The sequence below is a fragment of the Lysinibacillus sp. FW12 genome (genome assembly GCF_050817245.1).
GTDB classification, from domain to species: Bacteria; Bacillota; Bacilli; order Bacillales_A; family Planococcaceae; genus Lysinibacillus; species Lysinibacillus irui.
In genome coordinates this window covers 112,501-128,639 of the sequence record NZ_CP139094.1, presented here as the reverse complement: position 1 = coordinate 128,639, position 16,139 = coordinate 112,501, and the positions used below count along the sequence as shown (strand labels likewise).

Below are 16,139 nucleotides of genomic sequence, written 5' to 3'. Positions count from 1 at the left end.
TTCTACTTTGAGAAGTTTCACATGAAACACTAATTATTGAATCGGTGTTTTATTTGGTACACCTGGCTTACGCGGGTATTTTTTCGGTGTTCCTTTTATTTTATCAAATATATATAAAATGCGGTCACTTTCTTCAATAGGTAGCTTGAAAGAAAATTCTTCTCTTAGTTTAACACCTAATGTTGTTAAAGCTTTTTTAGCATCCTTTAATTCTTCTGCCCCAGCTGCAGCTTTTAAAGCAACAAAATATCCATCTTGTTTTGCTAAAGGTACGCATAACTCCGATAACACTGATAACCGAGCTACAGCGCGTGCTGTTACCACATCAAATTGTTCACGATATTTTACATTTTGACCAAACTCTTCAGCTCGTGCGTGTACAAAATGCATATTTTCTAATTGTAACTCTTCACTTAGATGATTTAAAAATGTAATTCTTTTATTTAAAGAGTCGACAATTGTGACGTGTAAATGTGGGAAACAGATTTTAATAGGTATACTAGGGAAACCTGCACCTGCTCCAACATCACAAACAGTGGTTACTTTGGAAAAATCAAAATAGAAAGAGGCACTAATTGAATCAAAGAAATGCTTTAAATAAACGCCTTCTACATCTGTAATAGCCGTTAAATTCATCTTTTCATTCCACTCGACAAGTAGCTCAAAGTACTTTTTAAATTGAGAGATCTGCTTATCTGAAAGTACAATGCCTTTCTCTTTCAGTGCCTCTATAAATTGTTGTTCGTTCATGTAAAGTCTCCTTTATTAATCTAGCTATCCTGTTCTACCAATAGGATAACTTTAAAAATAGGAAGCGGGCACAATGGTATGCCCGCCCCTTATTTACTTTACTGTCTTATTAGCTGCTTACTTTCGCAATTTTACCTTGTTCAATGTAAACAAGCAGAATGGATATATCTGCTGGATTAACTCCAGAAATACGAGAGGCTTGGGCAATAGAAAGAGGTAAAACCTGTTTTAATTTTTGACGTGCTTCTGTTGCTAAACCAGAAATAGCATCGTAATCAATATTCTCAGGGATTTTTTTATTTTCCATTTTGTGTAGCTTCTCTACCTGTTGCAATGCCTTTTCGATATAGCCTTCATATTTAAGCTGTATTTCAATTTGCTCTTTCACTTCATCTGACAATTCAATTTCTGCCGGAATTAAAGAAGATATTAACTCATAATGCATTTCAGGACGTTTTAATAAATCTGCGCCACGAATACCATCTTTTAATTCACTACCACCAACTGAACGAATAACAGATTGCGTTGTCTCATTTGGTTTAATAATAACTTCACGAAGACGTGCAATTTCCTTTTCAATCAGCTCTTTTTTCTCATTGAATTTATTATATCTTTCTTGTGGAATCATCCCCATGTTATATGCAAGCTCGATTAAACGTAAATCTGCGTTATCGTGGCGTAACAATAGACGATATTCTGCACGAGATGTTAATAAACGATACGGCTCATTTGTCCCTTTTGTTACCAGGTCATCGATCAAAACGCCAATATAGGCATCAGAGCGACTTAAAATTAACTCTTCTTTACCAAGGACATTCGCAGCAGCATTCATTCCTGCCATTAAGCCTTGTGCGGCTGCTTCTTCATAACCAGATGTACCGTTAATTTGCCCAGCTGTATATAAGCCTTTAATACGTTTTGTTTCTAATGTTGGCCATAATTGTGTTGGCACTATTGAATCATATTCAATTGCATAACCAGCACGCATCATTTCCGCATTTTCTAAGCCAGGGATAGATTTTAGTAAACGTGTTTGAACATGCTCTGGTAAACTTGTTGATAAACCTTGAACATAGACCTCACGCGTGTTACGACCTTCTGGCTCCAAGAATATTTGATGTCGTGGCTTATCATTAAAGCGCACAACTTTATCTTCAATCGACGGACAATAACGTGGACCTGTCCCTTTGATCATCCCTGAATACATCGGTGAAAGATGTAAATTCGCTTCAATAATTTCATGCGTTTCAGGACTTGTATATGTTAACCAGCAAGGAAGTTGATCCATAATGAATTCAGTTGTTTCAAAACTAAATGCACGTGGAACATCATCTCCTGGTTGAATCTCTGTTTTGTCATAATCAATTGTACGGTTATTTACACGTGGTGGTGTACCTGTTTTAAAACGAACTAAATCAAAACCAAGCTCTTTTAAATTATCAGCTAAACGGATCGAAGGTTGTTGATTATTAGGACCGCTTGAGTATTTCATATCACCGATAATAATTTCACCGCGTAAGAAAGTACCTGTTGTCACCACTACTGTTTTAGCACGATAGACGGCTCCAATTTGTGTAATGACCCCTTTCACTTCTCCATCTTCAATAATTAACTCTTCAACCATTCCTTGATGGATTGTTAGGTTTTCAGTTTCCTCCAACACACGTTTCATCTCTTGTTGGTATAAAACTTTGTCTGCTTGTGCGCGCAATGCACGTACTGCTGGACCTTTCCCTGTATTTAACATTCTCATTTGTATATGTGTTTTATCAATAACTTTCCCCATGACGCCACCTAAAGCGTCAATTTCACGTACGACGATTCCTTTGGCAGGGCCACCGATAGATGGATTACACGGCATAAATGCAATCATATCTAAATTGATTGTTAGCATTAATGTGTTTGCGCCCATTTTAGCCGCAGCATGAGCAGCTTCTGAACCTGCGTGACCTGCGCCAATTACAATAACATCATACGTGCCTGCCTCATATTTTGTTGGCATGCTCGTATCTTCCTTTCCCTTTATAAATTTATTTTCCTAAGCAGAACTGTGAAAATAACTGATTAATTAGGCTTTCTTGTACTGTGTCACCAATAATTTCACCAAGTATTTCCCATGTTCTTGTTACATCAATTTGTACCATATCTACTGGTACACCATCCTGTGCAGCTGCTATTGCATCTTCTACTGTTGCTTGTGCTTGGTGCAGAAGAGCAATATGTCTTGCATTTGAAACATATGTTAAATCGCCCGCTTCGATTTGTCCTTCAAAGAATAATGCTGCAATGGCTTCCTCTAATTCAGTAATGCCCTCCTCCTGTAACAGAGAAGTCGTGACAATACGGTGGTCACCAGCTAATTCTTTAACACGTGCTAAATCTATTTTTTGCGGTAGATCTGTTTTATTAACAATGACGATGTAATCCATCGAATCAATTGTTTCGAAAAGTCGCTCATCCTCTGCAGTCAATTCATCTGCATAGTTTAATACAAATAAAATTAAATCTGCTCCACGAAGAGCTTCACGAGAGCGTTCTACACCAATTCGTTCAACAATATCCTCTGTTTCCCGGATACCTGCTGTATCCACTAAACGAAGTGGAACACCACGTACATTGACGTACTCTTCTATAATATCACGAGTCGTACCTGCGATATCTGTCACTATGGCCTTATTTTCTTGTACTAAGCTATTTAAAAGCGAAGATTTCCCTACATTCGGACGACCTAAAATAACAGTTGATAATCCCTCGCGCAAAATCTTTCCTTGAGAAGATGTTTGTAGAAGTTTAATAATTTCATTTCTTACCCATGTACATTTCTCTACTAATACAGGGACCGTCATTTCTTCTACATCATCATACTCCGGATAATCTATATTAACCTCTACCTGTGCTAATGTCTCTAGTAAAGCTTGGCGTAAATCACCAATAAGTCTCGACAATTTCCCATCCATTTGGCCCAAAGCAACATTCATCGCACGATCTGTTTTTGCTCTTATCAAATCCATAACAGCTTCAGCCTGTGAAAGATCTATACGTCCATTTAAAAAAGCTCGTTTTGTGAATTCACCTGGCTCAGCTAATCTTGCTCCATTTGTTAAGGCAAGTTTTAATACGCGATTGACTGAAACTAGTCCACCATGACAGTTTATTTCTACAACATCCTCACGCGTGAATGTTTTAGGTCCACGCATCAGCGATAGCATAACTTCCTCTACTACCTCATTTGTTTTAGGATCAACTAAATGCCCATAATGAATGGTGTGCGAATCTTTCGTAGTTAAACTTTTTCCACCGGGTGATTTGAATATTTTATCTGCAATCGTTACTGCCTCGTCCCCACTTAAACGAACGATGGCTATGGCACCTTCACCCATTGGTGTGGATATCGCAGCAATTGTATCGAACTCCATTTAATGACCTCCTCAACGTTATCCACATGTGGATAATCAAAACCGACCAATACTTACTAACACCTTAGACTAACATATTTTCTGCAAAATCTAAAGTAAGGATCATTTCCAAATGTGGATAAAATCATTTTTATAGTTAATCTTATTTTCGACAAATATCGATATTCTCTGTCACATTAAAAAGGTCATTTTATCACGCAGATAAAATGACCTTTCAAAATATATTGTCTGTATGATTTTTGAGCAACAGTCTAACGGTTTTTTACTGGTTCAATTACTAAATAACGATTAGGTTCTGTGCCTTCTGAATACGTTTCAAGATCTAGACGATTTGCTAATTGATTATGAATTATCTTTCGTTCGTAAGACGGCATTGGTTCAAATGCCACACGTTGATTTAAGCGTAATGCTTTATCCGCCATTCGATCTGCCAATAATTCTAATGCTACTTGTCTACGTTCGCGATAGTTTTCTACATCTAATTTCACCATTAAAAATTGCTTAGCACTTTTATTTAATATTAGTTGCGTTAATTGCTGTAAGGAATTTAGTGTTTGACCTCGTTTCCCGATAAGCAGTGCCGCCTTCTCACTTTTTAATTGAAATAATACATATTTCCCTTCACGAGTCGTAGCAATATCAAGATCATGAATATCCAGTTGTTCAGCAATGCTTACTAAATACGCTTTTGCATCTTCAATTGGATTTGCTGAATCTACTTCTTCATTTTGTTCTTTTACGACTTGTTGAACAGCTTCGATTTCACTTGGTTGTTCAGAAACTTGTGAACTTATTGTTTCAACATTATCTACTGCCAGTGGTTCGTCTAATTGTGTCGTATTTTGCGGTTCGGCTTTTTCGTTTTCAATTGTCGGAACCTGAACTTCCTTTATAGTTACACGTACTTCTGCAGAACGTGCACCAAAACCTAAAAATCCTTTTTTACCTTCTTGTAAAACTTCAACATCTACTTGTTCACGGGTTTTGCCAAGTTTCTGTAACGCCAATGAGATCGCTTCTTGTGTTGTTGCGCCTATTTGCGTAAGTTGTTTCACTTTTTTAGCCCCTCCATTTTGAGCAGGTTGTGTTTTATCTTTATTCCAAGGTTTATAAATAAACAGGTTTTGGAAAATCGAAATAATATTCCCGATTACCCAATATAGTGATAATGCAGCTGGTAAGGCCATACCAAAAGCAATGATCATGAATGGCATAATATACATCATAATTTTCATTTGAGGATTATCCATTGCTGGTCCTGTACGCAATACGATAAATTGCATTAAACCTGCCGTAATTGCTAATGCAGGTGCAGGATCTGCTAACGGGAAGATAAAGAAATTCCCTAAATCAAATGTAGATGTAGCATTCATACGACTAATTGCATGATAGAAACCAATTAAAATTGGCATTTGAATGATTACTGGTAAACATCCAGCAAGTGGGTTTACTCCAGATTCACTCATTAGCTTCATCATTTCTTGCTGATATTGTTGCTGTGTCTGAGCATCCTTAGAAGCATACTTCTTTTGCAATTCCTTCAATTTTGGCTGAATTTCTTGCATCTTTTTAGAGCTCTTTGTTTGTTTAATCATTAAAGGTAAAATTGCTAAACGAATAATAATTGTTACGGCAATAATCCCCCATGCATACGTACCGAGCAGATCAGCAAAGTATTTTATCGCTGATACCAACGGCCAAACAATGAATTCATTCCAGAAGCCTGTGCTGTCTTTGGAAATTGGTTCATTGAATTCTGTACAACCAGAAAGTAGTAAGGCTACTGATACTAGTGACAAAATTACCCAATGTTGTTTTTTCAACCTTCTTCCCCCTACAATTACTATTCACTTTTTCTTAATTCTATATGCATTTTTTCATTCACAGACAGTTTCCTACCACAAGATCTGCCGGCTACTTTACCTAAATTCTGTCAGCGTTTTGGACGTCCTCAATAAAGATAAAGTTATCAGTTATTTTATCACGCCTATAACGTTCACTCTACTAAATATTCTAACTACATAAATTTATTCATAAGTTATGTTGCGAAATTTACATACTTTTAGTGAAATACAGTATTTCATATACCCCTATGCGTATATTCCCCTTACTTATTATCGTATGCAAATTCGCTGTACACTACTATTAACAGGACAGACATTTTTCACCACTTGCTTGCATACATTACACTTTCTTCATAACCTTTGCGATTCGTAGTACATGCTGCAAACTCTGTTTCACTTCATGAAAATCCATAGTGGCCGCCGGTTGTCTGGCGATAATAACATAATCCATATTCGGCTTTAAATCATTCTTTAATTCCTGAATACTTTGTCGAATATAGCGTTTTATTTGGTTGCGTGTTACCGCATTCCCAAGCTTTTTACTAACTGATAAACCTACACGAAATTCGGTTTGCCCCTCTTTTGCTAAAAAATAAACGACAAACTGACGATTAGCGAAAGATTTACCTTTTTTAAACACCTTTTGAAAGTCATCATTTTTTTTCACTCTTTGGCGTTTTTTCATTTCTTTCACCTGCTATTAGATAATATCTTTTGATCCTCATTTCTAGGTTTACCAAAAATAAAGAAAAAAAAGACCACTGATGTGGCTCAGTGGACTTATTTTATGCTGATAAAACTTTTCTTCCTTTACGACGACGAGCAGCAAGAACTTTGCGTCCGTTTTTCGTGCTCATACGTGCGCGGAAACCGTGAACTTTGCTGTGCTTACGTTTTTTTGGTTGGTAAGTACGTTTCATTTATATAGACACCTCCTGAATGAGTTGAATTTTTCAACATACAGACTCGAATATTATATAAAGTATCTAGTTATTTTGTCAATGTATTTCATAAATTTCTTTTAGTCATCCACTCTACTTATTTTTTTATTCATCTCAATTTCTATTTAGTTAACATTTGTATTCTCATAAATAACGATTAATTATTTCCCATGAACATAAAATATTTATCCACAGAGTACTTGTTTTTTTTACACAGAGTTGTGTATAGTATTTTTTGCATTATTTTTTATCCACAACAATTATCTACAGCTTTTTCACATAAGCAGTGCTTGTGGACAACTCTGAAGTGCATAACTACAAGCTATGTGGATAAGTTTCATAAACTATTGAAATAGCTTTGTTTTTCTGATACGATTACTGTGCTTCACTTTGTTGAAAACTGAAACGAACATTTTAATTATCCACAACTGTTAATATGCTGTGGATAATTTTTATCACAGCCTTTGGTTAACTTTTATCCACAACTTGTGATTATGTGGACGAGTTGTAAAATGAACGTATTTACCATTTCTATAAATGCGATTTTTTTATGTATTGAACACTGTAAAGGAGATTAGCAGCTTGGAACATTTAGAAGAACTATGGAATAATGTCCTGGCTCAAGTTGAACAAAAAATTTCTAAACCAAGCTTCGAAACGTGGCTTAAGTCTACAAAACTACTATCTTACAATGGTAGTGGTTCTACTGTAACGATTGCTGCGCCAAATTCGTTTGCTCGAGACTGGCTTGAGAATCATTATATTCATTTGATTACAGGTATATTAACGGAGCTTACAGGCGAAGACTTGCTTATTAAATTTGTTGTTCAAAAAAACCAGGATTCGGACGATTTCGATTTGCCGGCGCCGATTATCCAAGCAAAAAATAACGATCACCATGATATTTCACCAGGTATGTTAAACCCGAAATATACTTTTGATACGTTTGTTATTGGCTCTGGTAACCGCTTTGCACATGCTGCCTCGCTAGCAGTCGCTGAAGCCCCTGCGAAAGCTTATAATCCATTCTTTATTTATGGGGGAGTAGGGCTTGGTAAGACACACTTAATGCATGCAATTGGCCATTATGTTTTAGAGCATAATCCTAATGCGAAGGTAGTCTACCTATCATCTGAGAAATTTACAAATGAATTTATTAACTCAATTCGTGATAATAAAGCACTTGATTTTCGCAATAAATACCGCAACGTGGATGTACTGCTAATTGATGATATTCAATTCCTAGCTGGAAAAGAATCAACTCAAGAAGAATTTTTCCACACTTTTAATACTTTACATGAAGAATCAAAGCAAATTGTTATATCAAGTGATCGACCTCCGAAAGAGATTCCTACATTGGAAGATCGGCTACGTTCACGTTTTGAATGGGGGCTAATAACTGATATTGCGCCACCTGATTTGGAAACTCGTATTGCTATCTTGCGTAAAAAGGCAAAAGCAGATGGTCTAGAGGTTCCAAATGAAGTAATGCTTTATATTGCGAACCAGATTGACTCCAATATTAGGGAGCTTGAAGGTGCGCTTATTCGCGTCGTCGCCTATTCTTCACTGGTAAACAAAGATATTACGGCAACATTGGCAGCCGAGGCTCTAAAGGACATTATCCCTAACTCAAAGCCACGGACTGTGACAATATTAGACATTCAGAATGCTGTAGGAGAGCATTTTAATATACGTTTAGAAGATTTTGCTGCTAAAAAACGTACTAAATTAATTGCATTTCCACGTCAAATTGCTATGTATTTATCACGCGAATTAACAGATTTTTCGCTGCCGAAAATTGGCGAAGAGTTTGGTGGCCGTGACCATACGACTGTCATCCATGCACACGAAAAAATATCTTCTATGTTGAAAAATGACGTTCAACTTCAACAAGATGTTAAACAAATTCGTAGCATGCTAGGGAAGTAATCGCTGTGGACAATCCAACTATTTAAACACAAACTTATACACAGTCTATCTACATGTGGATAGACTGATTTTATTCATAAAACTATACTTATCCACAAATCCACAGAGCCTATTACTATATCTTTTTTATTTTATATAAATAAATAATATAAATATGTGAGGGAAAACGAATGAAATTTGATATTTTACGTGACCGTTTATTAGAGGGTTTAAATGATGTCATGAAAGCCGTAAGTTCTAAAACAACTATTCCAATTTTAACTGGGATTAAAATTGATGTAACAGAAGAAGGCATCCGCTTAACAGGTAGTGATGCAGATATTACAATCCAAACTTTTATTCCAGTTGAAGAAGATGGACAACAAATTATTCACATTGCAGAAACCGGATCTATTGTTGTACAAGCACGTATGTTTAATGAAATTGTACGTAAATTACCAACAAATGATGTTGAAATTCAAGTAACACCAGGTTTTCAAACACATATTCGCTCAGGAAAATCTGAATTCCATTTAATTGGATCTGATGCTGCAGAATATCCTTTACTACCAGAATTAACGGAAGATCAAAAATTTACTATTCCTGCTGATCTATTAAAAACAATTATTCGTGAAACAGTGTTTGCTGTTGCCACTTCAGAAAGTAGACCAGTGTTGACAGGTGTAAACTGGCAGATTAAAAATGAAACTTTAATCTGTGTTGCAACAGATAGTCATCGTTTAGCAAGACGTAAAGTCCAACTGGAAAATTTACCGAAAGTTGAACATAGCGTAGTGATCCCAGGAAAAAGTTTGAATGAATTAAATAAAGTACTTGAAGATTCTACAAATTTAGTGCAAATCGTTATTACAAGTCAGCAAGTATTATTTAAAACTGGCGATGTATTATTCTTCTCTCGCTTACTGGAAGGGAATTATCCAGATACAACACGTTTAATTCCTGAAGAATATCAAACGAATGTAACAATTAATGGGAAATCCTTGTTGCAAGCTATTGACCGTGCTTCACTTGTGGCAAGAGGTGATCGTAACAATGTTGTTCGTTTTGAAATTTTAGATAATCAAGCAGTTGAAGTTTCTTCTAATTCACCTGAAATTGGTAAGGTGCAAGAAGAAATTCCTGTTGAAGCGTTAGAAGGGGAAAGTTTGAAAATTTCCTTCAGTGCGAAATACATGATGGAAGCATTAAAAGCAATTGATGGTCAAGATGTGGTCATTCAATTTACTGGGGCAATGAGACCATTTATTTTACGTTCTGTTCATGATGATGCTATTTTACAATTAATTTTACCTGTAAGAACTTACTAAGATTATAAGATCCGTTAAGATAGTCGCTAATTGTGACTATCTTTTTTTACTTATGGCGTAATTTTAGGTATGATAGAGAGATAGACAGTCTGTATTCGGAGGGGAACACACTATGCAGGACATTAAAATTGATGAGGAGTTCATCACGTTAGGGCAGCTATTAAAAATTACTGATGCCATTAGTTCAGGTGGAATGGCCAAGTGGTTTTTACAAGAAAATGCTGTATATGTTAATGGAGAAGTAGACGATCGTCGAGGTCGAAAATTACGTGACGGTGACGTGGTAAATATTCCTGGCTGTGGTCGTTTTCAAATCGTAGGACCAACTGGACAGTAAATTATGTATATTGAGCAAATAAAACTTACAAATTACCGTAATTATGATGCCTTAGCTTTAGACTTTTCTCCAAAAATTAATGTTTTCATTGGTGAAAATGCACAAGGAAAAACAAACGTTATGGAGTCCATCTATGTTTTAGCAATGGCTAAATCCCATCGAACTACGAACGATAAAGAATTAATACGTTGGGATTCAGACTATGGTAAAATAGAAGGGGCCGTAAAAAAAAGGCATGGTATTTTACCGATCGAACTTACGATTACAAAGAAAGGTAAAAAGGGCAAGATAAATCATATAGAGCAAAGTCGCCTCAGTCATTATATTGGTCAAATGAACGTCGTTATGTTTGCGCCAGAAGATTTAAACGTGGTAAAGGGGAGTCCGCAAATACGTCGACGTTTTATTGATATGGAGATTGGGCAAATTTCGCCTGTCTACTTACATGATTTATTAACCTTTCAAAAAGTTTTAAAACAACGAAACCATTTCTTAAAGATGAACCAGGGCAAGTCCTTATCAAATGATGTGATGTATGAGGTCTACAATGAACAATATATTCACGCAGCTACCCAAATTATTCGTAAAAGATTTCAATTTATGGATTTGTTGCAAGAGTGGGCGGAACCTATACACGCAGGTATATCGCAAGGTAAGGAAACATTGGTTATAAAATATCGTACGGTAGCTGGTATTGAAAAAGAACACTCTACTAGCGAAATTGAAAATACTTTACATCAAAAATTGATTGAAGCGAGAGAACGTGAATTTGACAGGGGTGTCACATTAGTTGGCCCACATCGTGATGATTTGCAGTTTTTAGTAAATGGCTATGATGTTCAAACTTATGGCTCACAAGGACAACAACGTACTACAGCGTTATCTTTAAAGCTTGCTGAAATTGAATTAATTAAACAAGAAACAAATGAAACACCCATACTACTTTTAGATGATGTTTTGTCGGAACTCGATGATTATCGTCAATCGCATTTATTAAATACCATTCAAGGTGAAGTCCAGACCTTTGTTACAACTACAAGTGTAGATGGAATTCATCATGAAACGATGGAACAAGCTCAACTGTTCCACGTGAAACAAGGAGCGATTGATAAAAGTTAGCCAGGGTAGTTTTTTAGATTACAAAAGAATGGTAATAGTCAGCTCGGTTGACTGTTCATTCATTTACACACAATGATGTTATGAAGGAGTAGATGAAAGCCGTGGCTATAGAGAACGAAGGTTTACAAAACCAAGCTTATGAGGCTGATCAGATCCAGGTATTAGAAGGTTTAGAGGCAGTACGTAAAAGACCAGGGATGTATATCGGTTCTACAAGCTCTAAAGGGCTTCACCATTTAGTATGGGAAATTGTTGATAATAGTATCGATGAAGCTCTTGCAGGATTTTGTACAGATATAAGTGTAACAATTGAAAAAGATAACTGGATTCGCGTAGAAGATAATGGACGTGGGATTCCAGTAAGTATTCAAGAAAAAATGGGTAAGCCAGCTGTCGAAGTTATTATGACAGTTTTACATGCTGGTGGTAAATTCGGCGGTGGAGGCTATAAAGTTTCTGGTGGTCTTCACGGAGTTGGGGCATCAGTGGTGAATGCACTCTCTGTGGAAACAATTGTTCAGGTTCACCGTGAAGGTCATATCCATGAAATTAAATTCGAACGAGGAAAGACAGTTCAAGAATTAACGATTATTGGTGATACAGATCACAATGGTACAACAACACGTTTTAAAGCTGATCCAGAAATCTTTAAAGAAACAACTGTTTATGAATTTGACATTTTAGCTCATCGTATTCGAGAGTTAGCTTATTTAAATCGTGGCATTAAGATTACCATTGCTGATGAACGTGAAGATCAAGAACGTTCAACTACATACCACTATGAAGGTGGTATTCGTTCCTATGTAGAACATTTAAACCAATCAAAAGAGCCTATTCATGATCCAATTGATGTTCTTGGCGAAAAGGATGGAATCACAGTAGAAATTGCTATGCAATATAATGCTGGATTCTCCTCTAATATCTTTTCATTTGCTAATAACATTAATACGTATGAAGGTGGTACTCACGAGTCTGGTTTTAAAACAGCACTTACACGTGTTATTAATGATTATGCACGCAAAAGCGGATTACTAAAAGAATCTGATGCAAATCTTACAGGTGAGGATGTACGTGAAGGATTAACAGCTATTGTCTCTGTAAAACATCCCGATCCTCAATTTGAAGGACAAACGAAAACAAAGTTAGGGAATTCTGAAGTAAGTCAAATTACCAATTCATTATTCTCAGATGGCTTTGAACGTTTTATGTTAGAAAATCCGACAGTAGCTCGTAAAATTGTCGAAAAAGGTTTAATGGCAGCACGTGCACGTGTAGCGGCTAAAAAAGCTCGTGAGTTTACTCGTCGTAAAAATGCACTGGAGGTTTCAAGCTTACCAGGTAAATTAGCTGACTGTTCTTCAACAAATCCAGCTGAATGTGAAATCTATATTGTTGAGGGTGATTCTGCCGGAGGATCTGCTAAATCAGGACGTGATCGTCACTTCCAAGCAATTTTGCCTCTACGTGGTAAAATTCTCAATGTTGAAAAAGCCCGACTAGATAAAATTCTATCGAATGCAGAAATCCGTGCAATGATCACAGCTTTTGGTACAGGTATTGGAGAAGAGTTCAATTTAGAAAAGGCGCGTTATCATAAAATCATTATCATGACTGACGCCGATGTTGACGGAGCACATATCCGTACATTACTTTTAACTTTCTTCTTCCGTTTCCTTCGACCTCTTGTGGAAGCAGGCTATATTTATATTGCGCAGCCACCACTTTATCAAGTTAAACAAGGTAAGCATGTTGAATACTGCTATGATGAGGAAACGTTAAAGGAAATTTTAGAGCGTCTACCTAAAATGCCAAAACCAAATGTACAACGATATAAAGGTCTTGGTGAAATGAATGCTGAACAACTTTGGGAAACAACAATGGATCCAGAGCACCGCACATTATTACAAGTAGAATTAGATGATGCAATTAAAGCAAACCAAGCATTTGAACGTTTAATGGGCGATGAAGTTGAACCTCGTCGTCAATTTATCGAGGAAAATGCCGTATACGCTAATTTAGATATTTAGTTTTTCTTGAAAGGAGGTCTACACTTTGTCAGAACAAGAACGCTCCGGTGTTAAAGGAATTAATATCACAGAAGAAATTGAAACATCCTTTCTTGATTATGCAATGAGTGTAATTGTGTCACGTGCATTACCTGATGTACGTGATGGATTAAAACCAGTTCATCGTCGTATTTTATATGGGATGCAGGAGTTAGGAAATACAGCAGATAAGCCTTATAAAAAATCAGCACGTATTGTTGGGGATGTTATGGGTAAGTATCATCCACATGGTGACTCTTCCATTTATGATGCAATGGTACGTATGGCGCAAGATTTTAGCTATCGTTATATGCTAGTAGATGGTCATGGAAACTTTGGATCTGTTGATGGTGATGGGGCAGCAGCCATGCGTTATACTGAATCACGTATGTCTAAAATAGCCATGGAAATGCTCCGTGATATCAATAAAGATACAATTGACTATACAGACAACTATGATGGATCAGAAAAGGAACCTATCGTTTTACCGAGTCGCTATCCAAACTTATTAGTGAACGGTGCTGCAGGGATTGCTGTTGGTATGGCAACAAATATCCCTCCACACCAATTGGGAGAAACAATAGATGCCGTTATAGCTCTTTCCGAAAATCCAGCTATTACAACAGAAGAATTAATGGAAATTATCCCAGGGCCAGATTTTCCTACTGGGGGATTAATCTTAGGACGTAGCGGTATCCGCAGAGCCTATGAAACGGGTCGTGGTTCCATTATTATTCGTGCAAAGGTTGAAATTGAGCAAAAGTCCAATGGTAAGGAAACTATTCTTATTCATGAATTACCTTATCAAGTAAATAAGGCGAAGCTTATTGAAAAAATTGCAGAGCTAGTACGTGATAAAAAAATAGATGGTATTACAAATTTACGTGATGAATCTGACCGTCGTGGTATGCGAGTAGTCATTGAAATTCGTAAAGATGCCAATGCTAATGTTGTCTTAAATAATTTGTATAAACAAACAGCTATGCAATCAAGCTTCGGTATTAATATGCTGTCATTAGTAAATGGACAGCCAAAAGTACTGGGCTTAAAAGAGATGCTATACCATTATTTAGAGCACCAAAAAGTAATTATTCGTCGTCGTACAGAATTCGACCTTCGTAAAGCAGAGGACCGTGCTCATATTTTAGAAGGTTTACGAATCGCTCTAGATCATATTGATGAAATTATTGCTATTATTCGTGGTTCACGTAGTGGTGAAGAAGCGAAACCACAATTAATGGAGCGTTTTAATTTATCAGAGCGACAGGCTCAAGCTATTTTGGATATGCGTTTAGTTCGCTTAAGTGGATTAGAGCGTGAAAAAATAGAAGCGGAGTATCAAGAGCTTCAGATTCTAATAGCAGAATTAAAGGCCATTCTAGCTGATGAAGCGAAAATTGTTGATATTATTCGCACTGAAATTTTAGAGTTGAAAGAACGTTTTAATGATACACGCCGTACTGAAATTACATCAGGTGGTTTAGAAATGATTGAGGATGAAGACCTAATCCCTGTAGAAAACTCAGTTGTTACTTTAACGCATAATGGCTATATTAAACGTTTAGCTGCGAACACATACCGTAGTCAAAAACGTGGTGGCCGTGGTGTACAAGGAATGGGAACAAATGAAGATGACTTTGTAGAGCATCTAATGAATACCTCTACTCATGACACTATTCTATTCTTTACATCAAAAGGTAAAGTATTTAGAGCTAAAGGTTATGAAATTCCTGAGTTCGGTCGTACGGCTAAAGGGTTACCAATCGTTAACTTACTTAATATAGAAAAAGGCGAAAAAGTAACAGCTATGATTCGTGTGGGATCGTTTGATGAAGATGCATACTTTATCTTTACAACAAAAACAGGGATTACGAAACGTACACCTGTCTCTCAATTTGCTAACATCCGAACAAATGGTTTAATAGCTATTAGCTTACGAGAAGATGATGATCTTATTTCTGTGCGTTTAACAGATGGACATAAACAAGTTATTATTGGTACACGTGATGGTATGCTTGTTCGTTTCCAAGAAGATGATATTCGTTCTATGGGTCGTACAGCTGGTGGGGTTCGAGGTATTAAACTGCGTGACGGTGATGAAGTCGTTGGCATGGAGATTGTTGAACCAGGACAGGAAATTCTCGTTGTTACCCAAAAGGGTTATGGTAAACGTACTTCAGAAGAGGACTACCGTTTACAAAGCCGTGGCGGTGTAGGTCTGAAAACAATCCAGATTACAGATAAAAACGGTCCAATGGTAGCTGTAAAAACAGTTGATGGTTCTGAGGATCTCATGCTTATTACAATTAACGGTATGCTTATCCGCATGGATGTAAATGATATTTCATTAATTGGGCGTAGTACACAGGGAGTTCGCTTAATTCGATTAGGAGATGACGAATTGGTTGCAACTGTGGCTAAAGTTGAAAAAGAAGAAGAGTCTCAAGA

General features: G+C 36.7%; 12 protein-coding genes and 1 pseudogene (1 of these 13 running past the window's edge). 6 read left to right on the top strand and 7 right to left on the bottom strand.

Going from position 1 to position 16,139, the window contains the following annotated elements:
* Positions 1 to 33: 33 nt before the first annotated feature.
* The 7 genes and pseudogenes from rsmG to rpmH form a co-directional block, all read right to left on the bottom strand.
* Positions 34 to 750 (bottom strand): 16S rRNA (guanine(527)-N(7))-methyltransferase RsmG, encoded by a 717-nt coding sequence (gene rsmG / locus SJW71_RS00660; protein WP_431811646.1) that lies wholly within the window; start codon positions 748 to 750, stop codon positions 34 to 36.
* A gap of 109 nt (positions 751 to 859) precedes the next feature.
* Positions 860 to 2,752 (bottom strand): tRNA uridine-5-carboxymethylaminomethyl(34) synthesis enzyme MnmG, encoded by a 1,893-nt coding sequence (gene mnmG / locus SJW71_RS00655; protein ID WP_274795100.1) that lies wholly within the window; start codon positions 2,750 to 2,752, stop codon positions 860 to 862.
* 28 nt (positions 2,753 to 2,780) lie between these two features.
* Positions 2,781 to 4,166, bottom strand: a complete 1,386-nt coding sequence (gene mnmE / locus SJW71_RS00650; protein ID WP_322605758.1) for a tRNA uridine-5-carboxymethylaminomethyl(34) synthesis GTPase MnmE — start codon at positions 4,164 to 4,166, stop codon at positions 2,781 to 2,783.
* 251 nt (positions 4,167 to 4,417) lie between these two features.
* Complete coding sequence (gene jag, locus SJW71_RS00645) at positions 4,418 to 5,221, bottom strand: RNA-binding cell elongation regulator Jag/EloR (protein WP_274795102.1); 804 nt, start codon at positions 5,219 to 5,221, stop codon at positions 4,418 to 4,420.
* Positions 5,222 to 5,989 (bottom strand): annotated as a pseudogene (gene yidC / locus SJW71_RS00640) (membrane protein insertase YidC); the annotation flags it as partial.
* Between the two features lie 361 nt (positions 5,990 to 6,350).
* Entirely contained in the window at positions 6,351 to 6,695 is a 345-nt protein-coding gene (gene rnpA, locus SJW71_RS00635; protein ID WP_274795104.1) for a ribonuclease P protein component, read from the bottom strand.
* A gap of 100 nt (positions 6,696 to 6,795) precedes the next feature.
* Positions 6,796 to 6,930, bottom strand: coding sequence for a 50S ribosomal protein L34 (rpmH, locus tag SJW71_RS00630; protein WP_004233310.1), 135 nt, complete (start codon positions 6,928 to 6,930; stop codon positions 6,796 to 6,798).
* A 558-nt stretch (positions 6,931 to 7,488) separates the two neighbouring features.
* On the opposite strand from rpmH, the gene dnaA reads away from it, so the two are divergent.
* The 6 genes from dnaA to gyrA all read left to right on the top strand — a co-directional run.
* The gene (gene dnaA / locus SJW71_RS00625; protein ID WP_396631744.1) at positions 7,489 to 8,883 is read left to right on the top strand and encodes a chromosomal replication initiator protein DnaA; all 1,395 of its coding nucleotides are present in this window, start codon (positions 7,489 to 7,491) and stop codon (positions 8,881 to 8,883) included.
* Between the two features lie 170 nt (positions 8,884 to 9,053).
* Positions 9,054 to 10,190, top strand: coding sequence for a DNA polymerase III subunit beta (gene dnaN / locus SJW71_RS00620; protein ID WP_274795106.1), 1,137 nt, complete (start codon positions 9,054 to 9,056; stop codon positions 10,188 to 10,190).
* Positions 10,191 to 10,302: 112 nt separating this feature from the next.
* Positions 10,303 to 10,527, top strand: a complete 225-nt coding sequence (gene yaaA, locus SJW71_RS00615; protein ID WP_274795107.1) for a S4 domain-containing protein YaaA — start codon at positions 10,303 to 10,305, stop codon at positions 10,525 to 10,527.
* Positions 10,528 to 10,530: 3 nt separating this feature from the next.
* Positions 10,531 to 11,646: a DNA replication/repair protein RecF gene (gene recF, locus SJW71_RS00610; protein WP_274795108.1), complete on the top strand. Its 1,116-nt coding sequence runs from the start codon at positions 10,531 to 10,533 to the stop codon at positions 11,644 to 11,646.
* Positions 11,647 to 11,738: 92 nt separating this feature from the next.
* Entirely contained in the window at positions 11,739 to 13,673 is a 1,935-nt protein-coding gene (gyrB, locus tag SJW71_RS00605) for a DNA topoisomerase (ATP-hydrolyzing) subunit B (protein ID WP_274795109.1), read from the top strand.
* Between the two features lie 25 nt (positions 13,674 to 13,698).
* Positions 13,699 to 16,139, top strand: partial view of a DNA gyrase subunit A gene (gene gyrA, locus SJW71_RS00600; protein WP_274795110.1) — the 5' portion only. It continues 25 nt past the right edge of the window; the window shows 2,441 of its 2,466 coding nt (coding positions 1–2,441); its start codon is at positions 13,699 to 13,701; the stop codon falls past the right edge of the window.

What these genes read in the sequence shown, in the direction of transcription:
- yaaA (WP_274795107.1), top strand. Translation starts at nt 10,303, where the DNA reads ATGCAGGACATTAAAATTGATGAGGAGTTCATCACGTTAGGGCAGCTA.
- mnmG (WP_274795100.1), bottom strand. Translation starts at nt 2,752, where the DNA reads ATGCCAACAAAATATGAGGCAGGCACGTATGATGTTATTGTAATTGGC.
- gyrB (WP_274795109.1), top strand. Translation starts at nt 11,739, where the DNA reads ATGAAAGCCGTGGCTATAGAGAACGAAGGTTTACAAAACCAAGCTTAT.
- dnaN (WP_274795106.1), top strand. Translation starts at nt 9,054, where the DNA reads ATGAAATTTGATATTTTACGTGACCGTTTATTAGAGGGTTTAAATGAT.
- rpmH (WP_004233310.1), bottom strand. Translation starts at nt 6,930, where the DNA reads ATGAAACGTACTTACCAACCAAAAAAACGTAAGCACAGCAAAGTTCAC.
- dnaA (WP_396631744.1), top strand. Translation starts at nt 7,489, where the DNA reads ATGCGATTTTTTTATGTATTGAACACTGTAAAGGAGATTAGCAGCTTG.
- rnpA (WP_274795104.1), bottom strand. Translation starts at nt 6,695, where the DNA reads ATGAAAAAACGCCAAAGAGTGAAAAAAAATGATGACTTTCAAAAGGTG.
- recF (WP_274795108.1), top strand. Translation starts at nt 10,531, where the DNA reads ATGTATATTGAGCAAATAAAACTTACAAATTACCGTAATTATGATGCC.
- rsmG (WP_431811646.1), bottom strand. Translation starts at nt 750, where the DNA reads ATGAACGAACAACAATTTATAGAGGCACTGAAAGAGAAAGGCATTGTA.
- mnmE (WP_322605758.1), bottom strand. Translation starts at nt 4,166, where the DNA reads ATGGAGTTCGATACAATTGCTGCGATATCCACACCAATGGGTGAAGGT.